At 68.7% G+C, this 19721-nt stretch carries 19 protein-coding genes; 13 read left to right on the forward strand and 6 right to left on the reverse strand.

The features are described from left to right. Nucleotides 1-22: 22 nt before the first annotated feature. From ACFYWX_RS09460 to ACFYWX_RS09470, 3 genes are all read left to right on the forward strand, one after another. Nucleotides 23-970, forward strand: coding sequence for a helix-turn-helix domain-containing protein (locus ACFYWX_RS09460; RefSeq protein ID WP_389423378.1), 948 nt, complete (start codon nt 23-25; stop codon nt 968-970). 436 nt (nt 971-1406) lie between these two features. Beyond that, nucleotides 1407-1709: a hypothetical protein gene (locus ACFYWX_RS09465; RefSeq protein WP_389423379.1), complete on the forward strand. Its 303-nt coding sequence runs from the start codon at nt 1407-1409 to the stop codon at nt 1707-1709. A 16-nt stretch (nt 1710-1725) separates the two neighbouring features. Continuing rightward, nucleotides 1726-2082: a hypothetical protein gene (locus tag ACFYWX_RS09470; protein ID WP_389423380.1), complete on the forward strand. Its 357-nt coding sequence runs from the start codon at nt 1726-1728 to the stop codon at nt 2080-2082. Between the two features lie 118 nt (nt 2083-2200). On the opposite strand, the gene ACFYWX_RS09475 is transcribed toward ACFYWX_RS09470, so the two are convergent. Next, nucleotides 2201-2668: an IS5 family transposase gene (locus ACFYWX_RS09475; RefSeq protein ID WP_389423421.1), complete on the reverse strand. Its 468-nt coding sequence runs from the start codon at nt 2666-2668 to the stop codon at nt 2201-2203. Between the two features lie 637 nt (nt 2669-3305). Continuing rightward, nucleotides 3306-3584 (reverse strand): Atu4866 domain-containing protein, encoded by a 279-nt coding sequence (locus ACFYWX_RS09480; protein ID WP_389423381.1) that lies wholly within the window; start codon nt 3582-3584, stop codon nt 3306-3308. Nucleotides 3585-3935: 351 nt separating this feature from the next. On the opposite strand from ACFYWX_RS09480, the gene ACFYWX_RS09485 reads away from it, so the two are divergent. From ACFYWX_RS09485 to ACFYWX_RS09495, 3 genes are all read left to right on the forward strand, one after another. After that, nucleotides 3936-4691 carry an Atu4866 domain-containing protein gene (locus ACFYWX_RS09485; RefSeq protein WP_389423382.1) on the forward strand — a complete coding sequence of 252 codons (756 nt, stop codon included), beginning with the start codon at nt 3936-3938 and terminating at the stop codon, nt 4689-4691. A gap of 231 nt (nt 4692-4922) precedes the next feature. Beyond that, on the forward strand, nt 4923-6314 hold the full coding sequence (locus ACFYWX_RS09490; RefSeq protein ID WP_389423383.1) for an amidohydrolase family protein: 1392 nt from the start codon (nt 4923-4925) through the stop codon (nt 6312-6314). Nucleotides 6315-6481: 167 nt separating this feature from the next. Beyond that, complete coding sequence (locus ACFYWX_RS09495; protein WP_389423384.1) at nt 6482-7285, forward strand: MFS transporter; 804 nt, start codon at nt 6482-6484, stop codon at nt 7283-7285. An 801-nt stretch (nt 7286-8086) separates the two neighbouring features. Here the strand turns inward: ACFYWX_RS09495 and ACFYWX_RS09500 are convergent. The 3 genes from ACFYWX_RS09500 to ACFYWX_RS09510 all read right to left on the reverse strand — a co-directional run bounded on the left by ACFYWX_RS09500 (nt 8087) and on the right by ACFYWX_RS09510 (nt 11282). Next, nucleotides 8087-8869 carry an SDR family oxidoreductase gene (locus ACFYWX_RS09500; RefSeq protein ID WP_389423385.1) on the reverse strand — a complete coding sequence of 261 codons (783 nt, stop codon included), beginning with the start codon at nt 8867-8869 and terminating at the stop codon, nt 8087-8089. Nucleotides 8870-9006: 137 nt separating this feature from the next. Then, nucleotides 9007-9846 (reverse strand): SDR family NAD(P)-dependent oxidoreductase, encoded by an 840-nt coding sequence (locus ACFYWX_RS09505; protein WP_389423386.1) that lies wholly within the window; start codon nt 9844-9846, stop codon nt 9007-9009. A gap of 560 nt (nt 9847-10406) precedes the next feature. Beyond that, nucleotides 10407-11282 (reverse strand): helix-turn-helix transcriptional regulator, encoded by an 876-nt coding sequence (locus ACFYWX_RS09510; RefSeq protein WP_389423387.1) that lies wholly within the window; start codon nt 11280-11282, stop codon nt 10407-10409. Nucleotides 11283-11592: 310 nt separating this feature from the next. Here ACFYWX_RS09510 and ACFYWX_RS09515 point away from each other — a divergent pair, with 310 nt between their 5' ends. The 5 genes from ACFYWX_RS09515 to ACFYWX_RS09535 all read left to right on the forward strand — a co-directional run bounded on the left by ACFYWX_RS09515 (nt 11593) and on the right by ACFYWX_RS09535 (nt 17704). Next, nucleotides 11593-12468 carry a helix-turn-helix transcriptional regulator gene (locus tag ACFYWX_RS09515; RefSeq protein ID WP_389423388.1) on the forward strand — a complete coding sequence of 292 codons (876 nt, stop codon included), beginning with the start codon at nt 11593-11595 and terminating at the stop codon, nt 12466-12468. A 231-nt stretch (nt 12469-12699) separates the two neighbouring features. Then, complete coding sequence (locus ACFYWX_RS09520; RefSeq protein ID WP_389423422.1) at nt 12700-13194, forward strand: flavin reductase family protein; 495 nt, start codon at nt 12700-12702, stop codon at nt 13192-13194. Nucleotides 13195-14608: 1414 nt separating this feature from the next. After that, nucleotides 14609-16045 carry a carboxylesterase family protein gene (locus ACFYWX_RS09525; protein ID WP_389423389.1) on the forward strand — a complete coding sequence of 479 codons (1437 nt, stop codon included), beginning with the start codon at nt 14609-14611 and terminating at the stop codon, nt 16043-16045. Between the two features lie 58 nt (nt 16046-16103). Then, nucleotides 16104-17126, forward strand: coding sequence for an alcohol dehydrogenase catalytic domain-containing protein (locus tag ACFYWX_RS09530; protein ID WP_389423390.1), 1023 nt, complete (start codon nt 16104-16106; stop codon nt 17124-17126). 167 nt (nt 17127-17293) lie between these two features. Further along, nucleotides 17294-17704 carry a cyclophilin-like fold protein gene (locus ACFYWX_RS09535; protein ID WP_389423391.1) on the forward strand — a complete coding sequence of 137 codons (411 nt, stop codon included), beginning with the start codon at nt 17294-17296 and terminating at the stop codon, nt 17702-17704. Nucleotides 17705-17730: 26 nt separating this feature from the next. Here ACFYWX_RS09535 and ACFYWX_RS09540 read toward each other — a convergent pair whose 3' ends face one another. Further along, entirely contained in the window at nt 17731-18576 is an 846-nt protein-coding gene (locus ACFYWX_RS09540; RefSeq protein ID WP_389423392.1) for a helix-turn-helix domain-containing protein, read from the reverse strand. A gap of 234 nt (nt 18577-18810) precedes the next feature. On the opposite strand from ACFYWX_RS09540, the gene ACFYWX_RS09545 reads away from it, so the two are divergent. Next, nucleotides 18811-19206, forward strand: coding sequence for an MmcQ/YjbR family DNA-binding protein (locus ACFYWX_RS09545; RefSeq protein ID WP_389423393.1), 396 nt, complete (start codon nt 18811-18813; stop codon nt 19204-19206). After that, nucleotides 19203-19571 (forward strand): MmcQ/YjbR family DNA-binding protein, encoded by a 369-nt coding sequence (locus tag ACFYWX_RS09550; protein ID WP_389423394.1) that lies wholly within the window; start codon nt 19203-19205, stop codon nt 19569-19571. The genes ACFYWX_RS09545 and ACFYWX_RS09550 overlap by 4 nt, the downstream gene beginning before the upstream one ends. Nucleotides 19572-19721 lie beyond the last annotated feature (150 nt).

Consider the following 19721-nt stretch of genomic DNA (forward strand, 5'->3'; position numbering starts at 1 on the left):
CATGCCCCGTACAGTTTCGGACATGCCTGCTGTTGCGCTGGCCGTCACCGACGGCATGCTCCACTACGAACTGTCCGTGGCCGTCGAGGTCTTCGGAGCCGACCTAACCCACATCGTGGACCCCTGGTACGACTTCTCCCTCTGCGGAAGCGGTCCGGTGCACGTCGGCCGCTTCCGCCTGGAACCCGACCGCGGACTCGACCACCTCGCGCACGCGGACACAGTGATCGTCCCTGGCTGGGCCGACACCGACCGCGACCCGCCCGCCGAGCTGGTTGAGGCGGTGCGTGCGGCCCACGCGGCCGGTGCCCGCGTGGCTTCACTGTGCACGGGCGCCTTTGTCCTGGGCGCGGCAGGACTGCTCGACGGCAGGCGCGCCACCACACACTGGGCCCACACGCGGGAACTGGCCCGGCGCCACCCGGCGGCCACCGTCGATCCGGACGTCCTCTACGTCGACAACGGCGACGTCTTCACCTCCGCGGGCAAGGCCGCCGCCATGGACCTGTGCCTGCACCTGGTCCGCCTCGACCACGGCTCGGCCAACGCCAACAAGATCGCACGACGCCTGGTCATCCCACCCCACCGCGACGGCGGCCAGGCCCAGTTCATCGCCACCCCCCTCCCCGCCCCAGGCAACCACCCCCTGGGCGAGCTCTTCCCCTGGGCGCTCGAGCGGCTGGACCAGCCGCTGACCGTGGAGGACCTGGCCCGCCAGGCCCGCATGAGCTCACGCCACCTCGGCCGCCACTTCAAGCACCTCACCGGCACCACGCCACTGCAATGGCTCCACACCCAGCGCATTCGCCACGCCCAGGAACTGCTGGAGACCACCGACGCCACCGTGGACACCATCGCCGCGGCCACCGGCATGGGCACCGCCACCACCCTGCGCCGCCACTTCCACCGCAGCGTCGGCGTCCCGCCCGACACCTACCGCCGCACCTTCCGTCCCCAACTAAAGGCGTAGTTCCAAGGCTCCGGCGGCCAATCGAACAGCGCCAAGGCACGGTGCCGGGGATGTCTGTCAGCGGCGGCGCATACAGTTACGTGCAGTGGTACGTCCGCACTGTGACCACTGTCGGGTCCTGACGTCCCAGCCACCTCACCGCGGAGGCCTCTCGCGGACGCCCGGCCACCCGGCACGGGCCGATTCCCCCTTCTTGGGGACCGGCCCGGCGTGAGCACACTCCGGAACACCGGTTCCCGGAGAGCGAGAATCAGGCTCACAGCAGCGGTTCACCCGTCGCGGCACCACGAAGTTCTACTTCCTCAAGGCCATCGCCGCCAAGGACCTGATACCAACGCGTCCGGAGCTCGGTGGCACCAACGGCACGGACCTGTCCCCGGCAATCAGCGACATCGAGGGCTTCGCCGTCGAGAACACCCCCATCGACACACCGGACTTGGCGACCGAGTTCACCGGCAACATCCCCGGGGAGGACAAGGCCGACAACTCCAGCCTCACCTTCTACGAGGACAAGGTCGACAACGCTCTGGAGACGCTCCTCGCCAAGGGCGTCGAGGGATACGTGGTCATCCTCCGCAAGGGCGACATCCCGGGGTCGAAGTCCATGGACATCTTCCCGGTCCGCGTCGGCTCCCGGTCGAGCACGTACACGACCGCCTCCGAGCCGGCGAAGTTCAAGGTCAGCTTCAACGTGACCGGCAAGCCCGTCCAGGACGTGGCCGTCCCGGCCGTGGCCTGATCGGAGGGGGAGTCGCATGACCACGACCTTCGTTGAGCCGCCGGCCGAGGCCGTTGCCCGTGATCCTCACTGGGCGGCCAAGATGGCCCGTCTGCGGGCCCGTCAACTTCCCGAGCGCGCCGTGTCCTTCCTCGACGACCAGGACCTGAAGCAGCGCGTGACCGATGCGGCGCTGAGCATGGCCAAGGCCCGCACCAGCGCCGTTGGCAGGGCCTCCGAGATGGAGGTGCCAGCCGACGAGCGCGAGAGCTGGGCACTTGCTCAGCCGGATGTGCTGGCGGCCCAGGCCGCGCTGGACGGGGCCCGTCGTGCCTTGGCGGCCGGGACCCTCACGCTCACCTTCCGGGCCCTGCCGCGACCCGCCTGGGAGTAGCTGCTCCGCGAGCATGCCCCCACGGAGGAGCAAGCGGATCTCGGCCACGAGTACAACGTCGAGACCTTCCCCGCCGCCCTTGCGGACGCCAAGGCGCTGTTCACGGCCGCGCTGCTGGTCAATCAGACGACTGGTTATGCCCGTCCACACGGACGAGTCGGCGGTGACAGATGAGGGCTGCGGCTGTGCCGGCGAAGGCAAGGAAATGTTCTGCCTTGCGTTCGTAGCGGCGGTGGAGTCGGCGGCAGCCGGCGAGCCAGGAAACGGTCCTTTCAACAACCCATCGGTGGCGGCCGAGCCGCTGTGAGGACTCGATCCCTTTGCCGGATATGCGGTGGCGGATGCCGCGCTTGCGGAGCCATCGGCGCAGGTGGTCATAGTCGTAGCCCTTGTCGGCGTGCAGCTTCGCCGGGCGGCGGCGACGGGGTCCGTGGGGAGCACGAATGGGCGGGATGCCACGCACGAGCGGCTGAAGGCCCTGGCTGTCGTGCATGTTGGCAGCCGAGATGCCCAGCGACAGTGGGAGTCCGTTCCGGTCCGTGATCAGGTGGCTTTTCGATCCTTGAACTCGACTAAGCTCAGCTATACGTCTGGCCTGTGCAAACGGCCATCGAGGCTCTGCCCCGCCACCCGGGGCAGAGCCTCTGCGCGTTGGAAGGCGATTCCGCTGCGAGCGAGTTCATGGCCCACTCCTGAGCTGGGGCGATCGTCTCAGTACCCACCCCGGCTTGTCCTTCCGGGACTCGTTCGGGACGCCGGTTGGACACAAGGATCGGAAGAGGCCGACAAGCACTGAGAAGGAGTGACACCCCGAACCATCTATGACCTGCGAAAACGTCAAGTATGGGCGTTGATCGACAAGGGCCGCCAAGATCCTCAAAGGACTCATAATCCGTCGGCCGTGGGTTCGAGTCCCACCCGCCCCACCAGTGCAGGCTCCTGACCTGCGGAAACGTTCATTTTTGGGTATTGGAGTGTCAACTTCGCCTGAACGGACTGAATCCGCTGCTCGCGAGTTCGACAGTGTTGCCGCCAAAGAGCGTCCGAACTGGTCTGACCTGCACAGATGTCTCGGCTCGCGGCCCGGGAAGTCGCCGCAGGTGGCCTCTGTGAGTGGCTGGGAAGCCTAATTCGGGACGCTGGCAGGACGCGGGGAAACGGAAGGGGTCGCTCCGTCCCGGCGGAGGCGGTCACCGGCAGGTGGACCTTGGCCATGGTCAGGCTCACTGCCGGGTGCGCTCGTCGCCCTTGCGGTAAAGCACCAGGTGCTCGTGGAAGAGGACGCCGTCGCGGACGTCGCCGGTGGCGGTGAAGCCGGTGTCGTCGACGTAGTCGATGTGGTTGCCGGTGACGGTGTAGCTGCCGGTGTAGGCGCTCTGGCGGCTGCCGCGGGCTTCGTCGTAGCGGCCGTCGGGCAGCAGTTCCTGACGGATGTGTCCGTCGGCGGTCACCCACATCCCGACGTACGGGTGCGGGTCGCGGGGCGTGTCGTTGCTGGTCATGGCTCTACGATCGCCCCGGCGGCCGGTGGCAACCAGGCCGCCGTCTCCCCAGGTGAGGGCTTCCTGGGTGCCGCGTACCCAGCTTCGCGAGCGACGGGTCTCTTCATGCCGTGCGGCAGCGAAGCGTGCCGTCCTGGGCCTTCCCCATGGCCTCCGCGGTCGTAGGCGCCGGGACGGATCGTGGGTGCCGGACACCTGGGATAACGGCGACCTGGTTCCGAATCCGCCGCGCGACGAACCTGGTGGTCAGGCAGCCGCTGTAGCTGCCGAACTCTCGCCTCGGACCTGAACCGGCGCGCTCATTTCGCGCAGCGGGGACACCGATGAGGCGACTCCACCTAGGAGCACGCAATGACCATCACCGACACCGGCACTGTGCGTTGGAACCCCGAGGCCCTGAACGAGATCCTCTCGAACGACGAGGGGCGGCCCATCCTGTTCACCAACGCCCGCATTCTGACGATGGACCCGCTGATCGGGACCATGACCGGCGCCGACCTCCTGTTCGTCGGCTCCCTGCTCGTGGGCGTCGGCCCGGGCATCATCACAGCCGCGGGCGACGACAACGCCATCGTCGTCGACTGCACCGGACTGACCATCGCCCCCGCCGTCGTCGACACCGTCGCGCTGGTCGGCGGCCGTGGCCACCGCTCGGAGTACGTCGCGACGCTGACTCCGGGCAACACCCCCGACTTCCTGGCGGTGCCCGACGAACTCGCTGCCGACGTGCCGAACGCGGTGGCCATGCTCATGACCCGGCCGGAGCAGGTCCGGGCGCTCGTCGCGGCCGGCCGGCCGGTCCTGTGGTCCGGCACCGACGTCCCCGGCCGGGCCGCCGCGCCCGAGGCGGGCATTCCGGCTGCCGAGGATCTGACCGGCAGCCCGCGTGTCGGCGTGTGGATCGACAGAAACGGTTTCCTGCACCAGGAGCTCACCGCCGACGGCCGCTACGACGAGACCCGGGGCGGGCGCCCGCACGCCTACCAGGGCCGGTACTGGATCGACGGCGACCGCATCGACTACCTGGACGACCTCGGCTTCTGGGCCTACGGAGAGTTCCAGGGCGACGAACTGCACCACGCGGGCTACGTCATGAAGCTCGGCTGATCCTGCCCCGGTCAACGCCTCCCTGGTTCCGATCCTGGGTGCGCGGCACCTGGGGAAACCGCGGCCTGGTTGCCGCAGCGGGCACGGCCGAGGCTGGTGTTCGAGCACCTCGGCCGTCCCCCGGCGACCCAACTTCCCAGCCCTTGCCAGTAAACGGCCCAACCTCCCAGCCCTCTCCAGTAAACGGCCCAACCTCCCGGCCCTCTCCGCCGTACCGAAAGAAGACCTCTCATGAACGTCAACGACACCACCAGTGCCGCCGTGCTCGAAGAGCTCCGGCGCCGGCCCGCCGACCGGCGGCGCATCCTGTTCACCGGCGCGACCATCGTCACCATGGACCCCGACCTCGGCGTCATCGACGGCGGCGACCTCCTCGTCGAGGGCGACACCATCACGGCCGTCGGCCGCCACCTCGACGCGGGCGATGCCGTGGTCGTCGACGCCACCGGCACGATCCTCACCCCCGGCTTCGTCGACACCCACCGGCACGCCTGGGAGGCCCAGTTGCGCCGGATCATGCCGGACGTCGACGACCTCGGCGGTTACGTCATGGCCACCCTGGCCGGCTACGCCACCGTCTACCGGCCCGAGGACATGTACACAGGCACCAGACTGGCCGCGCTGACCGCGATCGACGGCGGCATCACGACCATGCTCGACTTCTCCCACAACTCCCGCACCCGCGAGCACTCCGACGCCGCCATCGAGGCCCTCGTCCACACCGGCATCCGCGGCGTGCACGCCTCCATGGGCCCGCACTTCGGCGAATGGGACCGGCAGTGGCCCGGCGATCTGACCCGCCTCAAGGACCGGTACTTCAGCAGCGACGACCAGTTGCTCACACTGCGCCTGGCGACCCTGGCCACCGACGAGATCGCCGGACCGGCACTCGCCTGCGGCCCCGAACTCGCCCGCACGGCCGAGGAGTTGGGCATCGGAGTGAGCGTGGACGCCGTCTTCGGCGCGTCCGGCTCCGAGGCGGTCCTGCGCTGGGCCAAGGACGGCATCCTCAGCCCCGACGTCACCCTCATCCACTCCACCGGACTGACCTCCCAGGCATGGAAGGCGATGGGAGAGACCGGCACCACCGTGGCCCTCGCCCCCACCTCCGACGCGCAGATCGGCCTGGAGACCGCGATCCCCGCCGTCGACGAGGCCCTCGCCGTCGGCATCCGCCCCGGACTGAGCATCGACGTCGAAGTCGCCCTGGCCAGCGACATGTTCACCCAGATGCGGGCCCTGCATGCCATCCAGCGGATGCGCGCGGTCAACGCCGCCTACGGCACCGACCAGCAGCCCTCCCGCATCACCACCCGCGACGTCCTCGACTTCGCCACCCTCCAGGGCGCTCGCACCAACGGCCTGGCCGCCGTCACCGGCTCACTCACCCCGGGCAAGAAGGCCGACCTGCTGGTCATCCAGGCCGAAGATCTCAACAACATGCCCCTCAACGACCCCATCGGCACGATCGTGCTCGGCTCCGACGCCCGCAACATCAGTGCCGTCCTCATCAACGGCGAGCCCCGTAAGTGGGACGGACAGGTCCTCGACGTCGACCTGACGGCCCTGCGCGGCGAGGTGCACGCCTCACGCGAGTACGTGCTCAACACTCCCGCCGCCTGAGCGCCCCTCCCCTCAACGTCCCCCGGCCGTCCCTCCACGGCCTGGGTGCCCCCGGCCGTCCCTCCACGGCCGGGGGCACCCACCGCATCCCTGCGACGCTCATCAGCCGATCGGGCCGCGCGCAGACACACGGGGCGGCAACCAGACGCCCCTCTCCTGGAGTTCCCATGTCCCACCCCGCTCCCACCCATTCCCCCCGGCACACAGCCGGGACCAGCACACCGGACCAACCACCGACCTGGGCGCCCGCCGCCCCGACCATCGCCCTGCTGACCGCACTCGGCGTCCTGATGGTCGGCCAGATGTACACCGTGCTGGCCCTGCTGCACCCCATGGCCACCGCACTGGGCACCACACCGGAGCAGGTCACCTGGACCGCGACGGCGTTCGGCTTCGCCTACGCCGGTGGATTCCTCCTCGCCGGTCCCCTCTCGGACCGCTACGGATCGCGTGCCGTGATCACCGCCGGGCTCGTGGCTGTCACCGTGGCTACTCTGGCGGTCAGCGTCGCCCCCGACCTGCCCACGGCCATCGCCCTGCGCGGCGTGCAGGGACTGGCTACCGCGACCTTCGCTCCGTCCGCGCTCTCCTACGCCGTGCACCACATCGCGCCGCAGCGCCGCGGCACCGCCCTGACCTGCGTCACCAGCGGCATGTTCGCGGCGGCCGTGCTGCTGCAGATCGGCGCCCAGGCCGTCGCGGCCGGGCTCGGGTGGCGCGCGGTCTTCCGGATCAGTGCCGCCCTGATGGCCCTGAGCCTGATCCCAGTGTGCCGCGTGCTGCGGCCCACTCTGCGCCAGGGCACCGGGGGTGGGTTGCGGCAGGCGTTTGCGGCGATGCCGCGGCTGCTGCGTCGGCCGCGCCTGGTCGCCCTGTATCTGTCGACCGTGGTCCTGATGTCGGCCTTCGTCGCCGTCTACACGGCGGTCGCCATCGCAGGCCCGTCCGGCATCGCCGGGAACTCTGTCTGAGTGAACCGCTGTTGCTGCTCGGCGCGGGCTTCCTTGTGGGACTGACACCGTCCTTCGCCTCGTTCGCGCTGTCCCCCGAGCCGCCATCGCGCTGCTCCTGATCCCGGTCAGGCGCCGGCTGCCGCGTCCCGAGCAGCGGGAGCGCCGTATCACCGCCCCTCAGCGCCTGCCGCTGGCGTGGGCGGGCATGCGAGGAGCCATTTCCCTGGCCGCGGTACTGACGGTGCCCGCCGCGACCGTCGAGGGACACCCCGTCCGGCAACGCGACGCCGTCGTGTTCATCACAACTCCCCGTCGCGTTCGGCGAGGAGGCAGGCTACGGCATCCCCGTCAGGGTGCGGAAGCTGGTCGGCCGCTCCGGCAGCAAAGAAAGAGAAGCAGGGAGACGACGCGATCGAGCCGACCGTGGACGAGCTGATCTCGGGCCCCTTCACGGCCTCCGGCCGGGGACAGCGCACCCGCCAACTCGACCTCGGCGACAGAGACACAGGACTTACCGACAGCACCGCCGACACCAGCAAGTACCGCATCTACGCGGACCAGACCGACGACGCTCCCGAGCAACATGCCCAGCCCCGGCTTGCCCCACGTTCTACCCGGAGTGCCCAAAGGCCGGTAGCCAGGGCTGAACCGGTGCCTGTGCCGGTGCGTGCACGCAAGGCCGTGGCCCGATGCTGAGCCCTCTGAGCGGTGCCCCGGTGTGCGTCCCGACCGTTGTGCGGTCGCCCGTCTCCGCCCACGCGTCATGGCGGGGGAGGAACAGCGTCACGCTGTTCCTCCCCCGCCATGACGGGACGGACTTCAGATGGCCTGGGCGGTGGGCATGATGGTGATCTCGGTGAGGTTGACGTGGCGCGGGACGGCGGCCATGAAGGCAACGGTTTCCGCGATGTCCGCGGACTGCAGACAGTCGATGTCGTGGATGAGATCGGCCATCAGCTTGGAGGCGTCGGGGTCGGTGACGTGGTCGGGGAGTTCGGTGTCGACCATGCCGGGTTCGATGGTGGCCACGCGGACCATCTTCGGGCCGAGTTCGACGCGGAGCAGCCGGGTGAGGTGGCTGATGTACGCCTTGGTGCCGGAGTAGATGGAGAACTTCGTCAGGATGCGGGTGGCCGCGATGGACGAGGTGTTGATCAGGTCGGCGGGCCTGCCCTGGGCGGCGGAGTCCGTCAGGTGGGGGAGGAACGCGGCGATGACGTTCATCAGGCCGCTGATGTTGAGGTCGATCTGGCGCTGCCAGTCGTCGACCTTGAGTTCCTCGATGCCGGAGATGAGCTGGACACCGGCGTTGTTGAACACAAGGTCGGCCTTGCCGAAGCGGGCGGCGACCTGGTCGGCGGCACTCTGGACGGCGGCGCGGTCGGTGACGTCGATGGCCAGGGCGAGCGCGGTGCCGCCGGCGGCCTCGATGGCCTTGACGACACCGTCCAGCTTGTCCTTGCGGCGGGCCAGGACGACCACGGTGGCACCGAGTTCGGCGAGGCGCTGGGCGGTGACGGCACCCATGCCGCTGGAGGCGCCGGAGACAACGGCGACACGGCCGGTCAGGGGCGTGCCGGTGAGCAGAGCAGCGGACATCACAAAACCTCAATCTCTTCGATCGGAAGGCTCGGAGGTGGAGAGAGTTGGTGCGGTGCCCGGCCGGCCAGCTGTTTCCGACCGGCCGGGCTGCTTGAGAGGGCTGCGGGCGCCCGAATGCGAGGGCGCCCGGAAGGGTGTCAGGCGGCGTCGTCGTGGGCGGTGGCGGCGGACTTCTCGCGCCACGGGGCGAGGTCGTCCTGCACCTGCTGGTACTTGACGTCCAGCCGCTCCAGGGTGTCGCGCCCTAGGTAGAGGTGGGTGGGCAGCTTTTCGGTGGAGGCGACCTCGACGATGAGCGCGGCGCCCTTGACGGGGTCACCGAGCTGGGCGTGGTTGGCCTTGTCGATCCAGTCCAGCGTCACGTGCGCGGGGGTGTCGTCGTAGTCGGCGATGCGGTCCGCGGCGACCGACAGGGAGCTGGCGTCGAGGAAGTCGGTGCGGAAGACGCCCGGCTCGACGACCATCGACTGGATCCCGAACGGCGCCATCTCGGCGGAGAGCGCCTCGCTGATGCCGGCGACGGCGAACTTCGACGCGCAGTACAGGCTGACACCGGGCTCGCCCTCGAAACCGGAGCGGGAACCGATGTGCACCAGCCGGCCCGAGCCCTGCTTGCGCATGACGGGCAGCACGGCGCGGGTGACGTTGATCAGGCCGAACACGTTGAGGTCGAACAGCGACCGGGCTTCCGTGTCGGTGATCTCCTCCAGCGCGCCGAGCAGGCCGCGGCCCGCGTTGTTCACCAGCACGTCGATGCCGCCGAACCGGTCCACGGCGGCCTCGACCGCCTGCGGGATGCTGTCGTTGTCCGTGACGTCCAGGGCGACCGCGAAGACCTTGTCCGAGTTCTTCAGATCGTCCGGGACGCGTTCCGGGTTCCGTACGGCGACCACGACATTGTTACCCCCTGCCAGAGCGGCGCGGGCGATTTCCGCACCGATTCCACGGGAGGCGCCGGTGACAAACCACGTAGCCATGGGGAAAACCTCTTTCGTCGCTTCCCCTATTTGGGGATTTCATGTTGACGTATTCGAGTGTGCCCGTCCGCTACGGAGCTATGAAGGCTGCGCTTTTCCTGGGAGTCCCACACCTAGGAAGACGAGGCGCACCTCCGGTGAAGCACCAAAGGCCGCGCAGCGGCCACCAGTGGGGCCACGACGCCCAGTCGCGGCAGCAAGCGGCTCAGCCGCGGACTGCGCCCTCCGGGACCGCAGCCGCCCGCCCCATCTGATCAGACGCACGCAGAAACAGCGGCTCATAGCGCGCAAGAGGCATACCGTTGGCCCCCTGGGAATTATGCGCAAACGGAAAGACCGGGAAGCGGTCGAAAAGCCGCACCCGAAGACGCGGAAAACGTGTGACTGTTGGCTCTCGTCCGCCGGAACCCGGCTAGGTACGGATTTCCGGCGATCTCCCGTCAGGAATTCCGGGGTAGGAGTGAGGAATGAGCGGCAGCAGTCCGGGTGGGGCGCGTGCCAGTCCCGCCGGCGTACACGCGTGTCCCGAGCGGGAGACGGTGTTCCGACGGCCTCCTGGTTCAGGCGCCGCGTCCGGGATTCTGCTGGTGAGGTACCTCGGGTGCGCTGAGGGAGCCCAGCAGGGCCAGACCGTCGGCGGAGGCTGAGCCCGGCTCGGCCTGCAGGATGATGAGCTGCTGTCCCGGGACGCTGCGGATGTTGAGGGCCTCGTGCCTCAACTCCAGGTCTCCCACGACGGAGTGGTGAATCTGCTTGACCTCATAGGGCGGGACCCGGGTGTACTCGCGTGCCCACAGCGAGCGGAACTCGCCGCTGCGCACCGACAGTTCACCGACCAGCTCCAGGATGCGAGGATCCTCCGGCGCGCTCGCGGCGGTCTGCTGAAGGTCGGCGACCGCACGATCACGGGCCCGCTCCGGGCTCCGGTAGAAGGTCTTCGCCGCGGGGTCCAGGAAGAGCATGCGCAGTACGTTGTCGTGCTGCGCGAAGTCGCGGTAGAGAGCGTCGGCCAAGGCGTTGGTGGCCAGCAAATCCTGGGCGTGGCCGATGATGAAGGCCGGAGTCCGGGTCCAGCTCTCGATCAGTTGCCGCAGGTGCGGGCGGACCCGCTCGACCCGGGAGGGAGACTTCGTGCGGCGGGCTGTCGGCTGGGCCAGATGGAACAGTTCCCTCTTGTCCTCGTCCCCGAGATGCAGTGCGCGGGCGATGGCCTCCAGCACCCTGTGCGAGGGGCCGAGTTCACGGCCCTGCTCCAGTCGGCTGTAGTAGCTCAGGCTGACACCTGCGAGTGTCGCGACCTCGTCCCGCCGCAGGCCGGGCACCCTTCGCCGGCCCGCGCCGGACAGTCCTGCCGCGGCAGGACTCAGGCGCTCTCTGCGGGAGCGGAGGAACTGACCCAGCCCTCCAACCGGGCCAGGGTGTGTGTTGTTGTCCATGCCGCCAAGGCTAGGCGGAGAACGCCAGGCAAAGGTCGGCCGACGGTGGGTGCGCTACACCCAGGATCACGGGCCCCCGGTGTGGAAGACACGCGGCGGACGCGGGAGTCCGCACGGGCGCATCGCGAGGGTGACGTCCGAGTCGCCAGGGCCCTCTCTGTCGTCCCCGGCCGACCGGCCCTGCCCGCCACGAGGCCGGAAAATCACACCAAACAAGACACGCAGCTACCCCGCGTGAAGGACTTTCGACCTGGCGTCATTGTGTGAAGCCCGAAGCTCCCGTCGGCTGAAAAACATCTAGTCTTGCCGCATGAGCAATGGGACACCTTTGGGTGATTTCCTCAGAGCCCGCCGAGAAGCCCTGAAGCCACACGACGTCGGTCTTCCCGAACACGGGCGGCGCCGGGTGCCGGGACTGCGCAGAGAGGAAGTCGCACTGCTCGCCGGAGTCAGCTCCGACTACTACATCAGGCTGGAACAAGGACGCGAGAACAGTCCCTCGCCGCAGGTCCTCGACGCCGTGGCGCAGGCGCTGAAACTGGACGCGGAGGCCGCCGACCATCTCAACTGCCTCTGCCTCACCGCCTCGCAACGCCCGCGCGACTGGGGAGAGACGGACGTCAGCCAGCAGTTGTTGCAGCTGATGGACGGATGGGACCACACTCCGGCCTTCGTCGTGGGCCCGGCCCTCGACATCATGGCGGCCAACTCCCTCGCCAGGGCCCTCCACGGCGGGTTCGGGAGGTTCGACAACCTCGCCCGTATGGTGTTCGTCGACCCCGCCGGGCGCGAGTTCTATCAGGAATGGGAGCGAGCCGCGCACTCCTGCGTCGCCGAGATCAGGGCCGCCTACGGCCACGACCCCGAATCGGCCCGCATCGCCGAAGTCGTGGCGGAACTGTCCGCCCAGAGCGAGGAGTTCGCCGGGATCTGGCAGATGCACGAGGTCAAGAGCAAATCCCAGGAAGGCAAGCACCTCAAACACCCCGAAGTCGGAGACCTGCACATCAAATTCGCGGCGTTCACCGTCAACGGAGCCCCGCACCAGCAACTGGTGGTCTATCAAGCCGAACCGGCCAGCCCGACAGCTGCCGCCTTCGAGACACTGAAGGTTATGGCCACCCAGCCGAAGCAGACCCCGGCGGCCGGTCCCGCGGCCGACCTCGCCGTCAACGAGCAGTCGTAGTGAGCATGAGCATGTGAGCCCCGTTGGAGGCTGGTCCTGCCGCACCCAGGAACAACGCGGCCTTCATAGCCGTGCGTCCGTCTGCCGACACTCGATGCGACAGACAGCACGCGCCGGCCGGCACGCCGACGCGCGGATCGCACGGGGCCAGGAGCAGACACGATCGCCGTCAAGGACCTTCAGCCCCACCCACTGGACCAGGTCCACCACCTCATCGAACCCGGCCCTGTCATCCTGGTCACCACCCAGCACCGCGGCACCCCCAACGTCATGACCAACGGGTTCAACATGATGGTGCGCCACCCCCGGCCGCTGGTCGCATGCACCATGGGCCCCTGGGACCACAACCACCAGGCCCTCGTCGAAACCGGCGAGGGCGTCATCTCGATCCCGACCGCGGACATGGCCGCCACCGTCGTCGACATCGGCAACTGCTCGGGCGCCGACGTGGACAAGTTCGCCGAGTTCGACTTGACCGCCGTAGCCGGAGCAGAAGTCCAGGCACCACTCGTGGCCGGATGCTTCGCCAACATCGAATGCAAGGTCGCCGACAGCAGTCTCGTCGCCCCCTACAACCTCTTCCTGCGGGAGCCCGTCAGGGCCTGGACCGACCGCTCACAGACCCAACCACAACTCTTCCACCACCGCGGAGACGGAACCTTCACACTCGACGGACCGACCATCGACTTGAAGGAACGCATGACCAAGTGGCAGTACCTCCTGTAAGCGAGCCCGAACCGGCGCGGCAGGGCTGGGAGAAAGCCCGGGGGCCAGGGAACTGTTCGGTGACGAGCAGGGCGCGCCGACCAGCACGTCTTGACCTCTCTGGCAGCCGACAACTGGCTTGGATTGCTCCTGCAGCGGCTGACCGCACTTGAACTCGACTAGGCTCTGCGTAGACGTCTGGCCTGCGGTAACGGCCATCGAGGCGCTGCCCCGGCACCCGGGGTGGAGCCTCTGCGCATTCGAAGGTGAATCCGCTGCGGACGGGTTCGAGGCTCCTCTCCGAGCTGGAACAACCCACTCAGGAGCCCCGTGCCCTTGTCCCTCCAGGACGCATTCGGGACGCGTTCGGGACACAAGGACAGGAACAGACTGACAAGAGCTGAGAAGCTCCGACCATGTTCACCCCTTCTGACCAGCGAAAACGTCATGGATCGGCAAGGATCGGCAAGGGCCGCCAAGATCCTCAAAGGACTCATGATCCGTCGGCCGTGGGTTCGAGTCCCACCCGCCCCACTTGTGCAGGTATCTGACCTGCGGAAACGTTCATTTTCGGGTGTCGGAGCATCAACTTTGCCTGAACGGACTGAATCCGCTGCTCGTGGGTTTGGGGTCCGGCGGTGGTCGTGGTAGCTCCAACCCCTCTGACCTGCGGCGGAGTAGATGATCGAGGGTGCCGCTCGGGATACGGGCGGCTGTCTTGAGGCCGAGGATAAAACCCAGGGTCCGTACAGGGGCCGGGACGGCGCGGTCGTGTCCAGTCGACGGTGTCTACGGGGCGATTCGGTGTCCCATTTGCCGGTTGTGCGGCAGGGGCTGCCATCGCGCTGTGGAGACACTGTCGCCCTCGCGTTGTTCGATCTGCGATGACGTCCAGGGGTGGGGAATGGTGAAGGCGACGGGAGCGCAGTGGGAGTGGGCCCCGCAGCGGCGGCCACAGACGGCCTGCCGCTGTTTCCCTCCCTCGCCCCCGCACTGTTTTCCAGGGCAGGTACAGGCCCCCCGAGAACGAACCTCAGAAGATCAACGAAGCCCTCCCCCGCCACGTCACACCACACCCGTCGCCTTCTGCAGCCGGCTCGCGTTCCTGGGCGAGGCCAGGAAGATCACCGCCCGATGCGGCAGCGTGATCAGCGGGCATGCTCGGGCCCCGAGCTGCACCGGCTTTCCTGGGCAAGTCAGCGTGTCGAGCCAGGGAACCCGCTGACGGCAGGGCCTCAGGTCGCCCTCGCCTGCCCGGCGACGGGCCAGGAGAAGAAGAGGAGCAGACAGGTGTCGCCTGGTGACCATCAGGTGACCGCTGTCCGTCAGGTGATTTGCGGGGTCAGAGGAAATGATTGGGGAGCGTCACTGCAAGCAACCAGCAGCCGACGCACCGCGCGAAGAACCCCGACCGCACCGGAAGGAATCTCACGCCATGACTGTGACCGCGCCCAAGGCTCCGACTGCACCAGGGGTGCGGTCCTGGTGGGGAATCCCGTACGCCACCGCCGAGCGGTACCGCCGCCCCGTGGTCGCGGATTTCGATCCGGACCGCCCCTATGACCGCAAGGGCGTCGTCTCCGTCCAGCCCGACAGCGGTGACTGGCTCGAAGCGGACAGCGGGACGGGCGAGGACTGCCTGAACCTGAACGTGTGGGCCCCCGAGCAGCCGGCCGGGAAGACGCTGCCGGTGGCCGTGTACATCCATGGCGGCGGATTCGAGTTCGGCGCGAACACGCAGACCACTTCGAACGCCGCCGGTCTCGCCGCGACGGGACGCGTGGTGAGCGTGTCGGTCAACTACCGGCTCGGCGCGCTGGGCGCCCTCTCGCTCTCGCAGTACGGCGGGCGGCTCGCCGAGGCCAGCAACCTGGGCCTGCAGGACGTCATCGCCTCCCTCACCTGGATCAAGCAGAACATCGCCCACTTCGGTGGCGACCCCGACGACGTCACCGTCTTCGGCCACAGCGCCGGCGCCTACTCCACCCTCGGGCTGCTCGGGGCCTCCTCCGCGGATGGTCTGTACCGGCGGCTGGCCGGGTTCTCCGGCGCGCCCTCGCGTCTCGTCCCGGCCTGGTGGGCCGAGGAACTCGCGGAGCGGTTCGTCACGGAACTCGGTGTCGCGGGCAACCCCGACAAGCTGATCGATCTCGACGCGGCCTCCCTGGTGGCCGCCCTGCGCAAGGTCTGTCCGACGGATCTCGGAGTCCGTGGCGGGATGGACAACCAGAGCCTCGGCGTCGTCCTGGACGCCGAACAGCCCGGCGGGGTGCTGCACGCCCACCCCCTGGAAGTCCTGGCCTCGGGCTCGCACCGGGACATCGACGTCCTCCTGAGCACGGCCAGTGACGAGATGGGCTGGTGGGTGGCGAACGACCTCGACCGGTTCGACCCGCATGCCGTCGACCGCGTCACCGACGAATTCGCGGGGTGGCGCATTCCCCGCTCCCGCGCCAAGAGGATCGTCGACACCTACGACAAGGGCGGCCGCACCCCTGCCGAGGTCCGCGCCGCGTCCCTGACGGACTACATTTTCACGCTCCCCGCCGCCCGCGGTGCTCTGGCCCACGCCGCCGCGGGCGGCAACGCCCATCTCCTCATGATCGGGCCCGCCGAGGGTGCGCCCGCCGTGCACGGCACCGAGATGTACGCCCTGGTCGGCCAGGAACAGCCGGGCCGCAGCCCTGAACAGGCCGACCGTGACACGCGTATCCGCGACATCGTCCTCGACTTCGTCACCGGCGGGCAGACCCGCCTGTGGCCCGCCGTCACGGACCGGCCCACCTCGGGAAGTGTCGGCAACCCTCCCTACGAGCCCAGCGCCCACTACCAGGCGGTCCTCGACCTGTTCGAGAACATCGCCCGCCCCTGACGGTCACCGGGCGATCCGGAACAGCGCACCAGGGGGTGAACAGAGTTAGGAGCTCGACATGAGCCAACCGACAGCAGTCGGCGACGCCGCACCGGCGACGATGCGGGCCGTCGTCGTCACCCGGCCCGGCGGCCTCGACGCACTGGAGATCAAGGATGTGCCGGTGCCCGTACGCAAGCCCGGCTGGGTGCGGATCAGGGTGAAGGCGTTCGGCGTCAACGAGTCCGAGGTCACCACCCGCAAGGGCGAGTCGGACGCGGTGGTCACCTACCCGCGTGTGCCCGGCATCGAGGGCGTCGGCGTGGTCAGTGAGGCCGACGAGGACAGCGGGCTGCGGCCGGGACAGCAGGTGGCCACGATGATGGGCGGCATGGGCCGCTCGTACGACGGCGCGTACGCCCAGTACGTGACCGTCCCCGCGGCGCAGGTCATCCCGTTTGAGACCGGCCTGCCGTGGGAGGTCGTCGGTGCGCTGCCAGAGATGTTCCAGACCGCCTACGGATCGCTGACCATCGGCCTGGACCTCAAGGCCGGGCAGACGCTGCTGATCCGCGGCGGCACCTCCACGGTCGGGCTGAGCACGGCCACGATCGCGAAGGACCTCGGAGCCACCGTGCTGTCCACCACCCGCAGCCCGGAGAGGGCCGGGGGACTGTTGGCCGCGGGCGTCGACCATCCCCTCGTCGACAGCGGCACCATCGCCGACCAGGTGCGCGAACTGATGCCGGACGGTGTCGACGCCGCACTGGAGTTGGTGGGCTGCTCGGTCCTCGCCGACACCTTCCGCACCGTCCGCCGGCACGGCACGGTCTGCTTCACCGGAGCCCTGGCGGGCCAGTGGACGATCCCCGATTTCACCCCGTTCATGATCCCGGGCGGGGTGCGGCTGACGTCCTACGGCGGTCAGGCCGCCGACCTCCCGGCCGACGTCTTCGCCCGCCAGCTCCAGGCCATCGCCGAAGGACGCCTCAAAGTCCCGGTCGCGAAGGTCTACCACGGCCTGGAACAGGTCCGTGACGCCCAGGCCGACGTCGAGTCCGGCACCACGCCGGGCAAGCACGTCGTCGTCCTGGAGGGCTGAGACCTGGGCAACCGAGAGACGACAACCAACCACCCCCGATGCGCGACGGTCGACAACGGTCGGCCACAGCATCCGTAAGAGGAACTGGCAGAGGAACTGATAGGGGACGGCCGTGGCCGTGCCGGGCAAATGGCCGACCAGCTCCAGCCCCGATGAACATGGCGTACGTGTCGGCCGCCGACGATCACTCCAACAACACCCCAGAGGGCAGAACCCATATGAGAATCCGACTGACCGCCGGAGAAACCGTCCTCAACGCAACCCTCGACGACAACGCGACGGCACGCGACTTTGCCGCACTGCTTCCGCTGACGCTGCAGATGAACGACCTGCTCAAGCGCGAGAAGTACGGTCACCTGCCCCGGTCTCTCATCGCAGGAGGCGAGCCGCGGTCCAGCTACGAGATCGGCAACATCGCCTACTGGTCACCCGGTCCCGACATCGCCATCTTCTATGACCACGACGGCCAGTCCATCCCCGACCCCGGCATCATCATCCTGGGCGAAATCGACTCGGGGGCCGATGCCTTCAAGAAGTACGACGGCACGGTCGACGTCACCATCGAGGCCGTCGACTGAGACCCAGCCGGAAACCACCGAGATCGTCAACCAAGGAGAGGAGGGGGGACGGTCGTGGCCTCGCCGGCCGCGAAGGCGGCCGGGGTGAGACCGGTGCGGTCGCGGAAGAAGCGGCCGAAGTTCGCGGGGTCGGTGAAGCCGAGGTGGACGGCCACAGTCCGGGCATCCCACCGGGCACCTTCGAGCAGGCGCCGGGCTTCCAGGAGGCGCCGCTCGTCGACGAGTTCACGTACCCCTTTGCCGGTGGCGTCCCGGGCGGCACGGCTCAGGGTGCGGACCGAACAGCCGAGCAACTCGGCGTAATCCGCGGCTTGGTGCAGTTCGCGGAAGTGCAGCTCCAAGGCGTCCAGGAAGCGTCCGTACCTGTCGCCACGGCCGGTGCCGGCCGTGGCCGTGCCGATGGGGGCGATGCCCGGGGAGTTGGCCAGGCGCAGCAGCAGCGATTCGAGCAGGCTGCGCCGCAGGGCGTGGTGGATGTCGAGGGGGCGGCGCCCCAGTGCGCGGTGTTCGTCCAGGAGCTGGAGTGCCGTCTGCTGGAGCCAGGCAGTGTCGTCGGGGTGCGGGCTGAGCACGGCAGGGGCCTCGTGCGCGGTGAGCGGGGCCAGGAGACGGGCGAGGTCGGGCCGCAGCACGTCCGGTTCGAACAGGATGAACGGGCCGCGGGCCGCGCCGGGCGGATGCCAGCACTGCGCGTGCCCGGGACGCACCCACAGCCACTGGCCGGGGGCGACGGTCCGCGTGACGTGGTCGACGTCGTGCCGCAACTCACCCTCGGTGACCAGGATCAGGTAGTGGAAGGTGGCGCGGCCCGGACGGGGCGGGCTCCACGGCCAGTCGTCGTGCTGGGCGAAGAAATCCTCGACGGTACTCACCTCAAGGCCGTACGGAGTACCGACCGGGGGCTGGAAACCGTACAGCGGAACCGCAGCTGGTCCGGCCTGCCTGCTCGGCCCCGAGTGTCGCTTGTCGACCATCACGTGTCCGCAGCCTACCGCCCTTCCAGTCGGCTTCGGCGGAAGGATGGGACGTGCCACCGCGCCCGCGCGGCGCGCCCTCCGCCTCCTTCGATGCCACAGTCCGTCACCACCTGAGAAGGCTCACCACCCATGAACGGATCGGCCCTGCACAAGACCGCCGCCGACTGCGCGGAGGAACACCCCGGAGCCCAGCTGGAGCATCCCTTCGGCCCCGACTGGGAGGTCTACAAGGTACGCGGCAAGGTGTTCATGCTGATGACCGAAGTCCCGGGGCGTCCCGTCGTGATCCTCAAGGCGGACCCCGGCGAGGCCCACGCCCTGCGGGAGCAGTACAGCCACATCACCCCCGGCTACCACATGAACAAGAAGCACTGGATCACCCTGGAGAGCGGAGAAGGCGTCGACAAGAAGCTGGTCGAGGAGCTCGTCACGGACTCCTACCGGCTCGTCGTCGCCCATCTGCCCAGGGCCGAGCGGCCTGTAGACCCGCACACCTACGGCACCAGCACGAGGGCGGCCCGGTGAGCGCGGCCGGTGACCGGCTCCAGGACACCGCCCGCCAGGCGGCACTGGCCCTCCCTGACGTCAGCCACGGCTACCCCTTCACCCCGGGACTCGACGTGTACAAGGTCGCGGGCAAGGTGTTCCTGATCGTCACCGACGACCCGGACGATCAAATCATCACGGTCAAGTGCGAACCCGAACACGCCCGCGCACACGTACGCCGCTACGCCTCGATCACACCGGGCCGCTTTCTCGACAAACGCCACTGGATCTCGCTCGGTCCTGGACCCGGCATCACCGAGCGGCTGGTCACCGGCGCGGTCGAGGATTCCTACGACCTGGTCGCCGAGCGGCTGCCGCGACGCGGCCGCCCCGGTGCCCGATGAGCGCCGCGAGCTTCCCCGCGAACGACTGAGCCCTCGCTCGTCAGCGTCCCGTGAAAGGGCTCGCCGTCCGCACACGCCCGCCTGCGACCCACAAAGCTGGAAGGCATCGTCGGGCAGGACCACCTCCTGGCCGTAGACGCTGCTGCCAGG

Origin of the sequence: Streptomyces sp. NPDC002888 (assembly GCF_042888465.1) — a bacterium.
Classification (GTDB): Bacteria; Actinomycetota; Actinomycetes; order Streptomycetales; family Streptomycetaceae; genus Streptomyces.

Coding starts and splice junctions, on each gene's coding strand:
- ACFYWX_RS09495 (WP_389423384.1), top strand. CDS start 6,482: ATGTCCCACCCCGCTCCCACCCATTCCCCCCGGCACACAGCCGGGACC.
- ACFYWX_RS09510 (WP_389423387.1), bottom strand. CDS start 11,282: ATGGACAACAACACACACCCTGGCCCGGTTGGAGGGCTGGGTCAGTTC.
- ACFYWX_RS09530 (WP_389423390.1), top strand. CDS start 16,104: ATGAGCCAACCGACAGCAGTCGGCGACGCCGCACCGGCGACGATGCGG.
- ACFYWX_RS09505 (WP_389423386.1), bottom strand. CDS start 9,846: ATGGCTACGTGGTTTGTCACCGGCGCCTCCCGTGGAATCGGTGCGGAA.
- ACFYWX_RS09490 (WP_389423383.1), top strand. CDS start 4,923: ATGAACGTCAACGACACCACCAGTGCCGCCGTGCTCGAAGAGCTCCGG.
- ACFYWX_RS09485 (WP_389423382.1), top strand. CDS start 3,936: ATGACCATCACCGACACCGGCACTGTGCGTTGGAACCCCGAGGCCCTG.
- ACFYWX_RS09545 (WP_389423393.1), top strand. CDS start 18,811: ATGAACGGATCGGCCCTGCACAAGACCGCCGCCGACTGCGCGGAGGAA.
- ACFYWX_RS09480 (WP_389423381.1), bottom strand. CDS start 3,584: ATGACCAGCAACGACACGCCCCGCGACCCGCACCCGTACGTCGGGATG.
- ACFYWX_RS09515 (WP_389423388.1), top strand. CDS start 11,593: ATGAGCAATGGGACACCTTTGGGTGATTTCCTCAGAGCCCGCCGAGAA.
- ACFYWX_RS09460 (WP_389423378.1), top strand. CDS start 23: ATGCCTGCTGTTGCGCTGGCCGTCACCGACGGCATGCTCCACTACGAA.
- ACFYWX_RS09525 (WP_389423389.1), top strand. CDS start 14,609: ATGACTGTGACCGCGCCCAAGGCTCCGACTGCACCAGGGGTGCGGTCC.
- ACFYWX_RS09470 (WP_389423380.1), top strand. CDS start 1,726: ATGACCACGACCTTCGTTGAGCCGCCGGCCGAGGCCGTTGCCCGTGAT.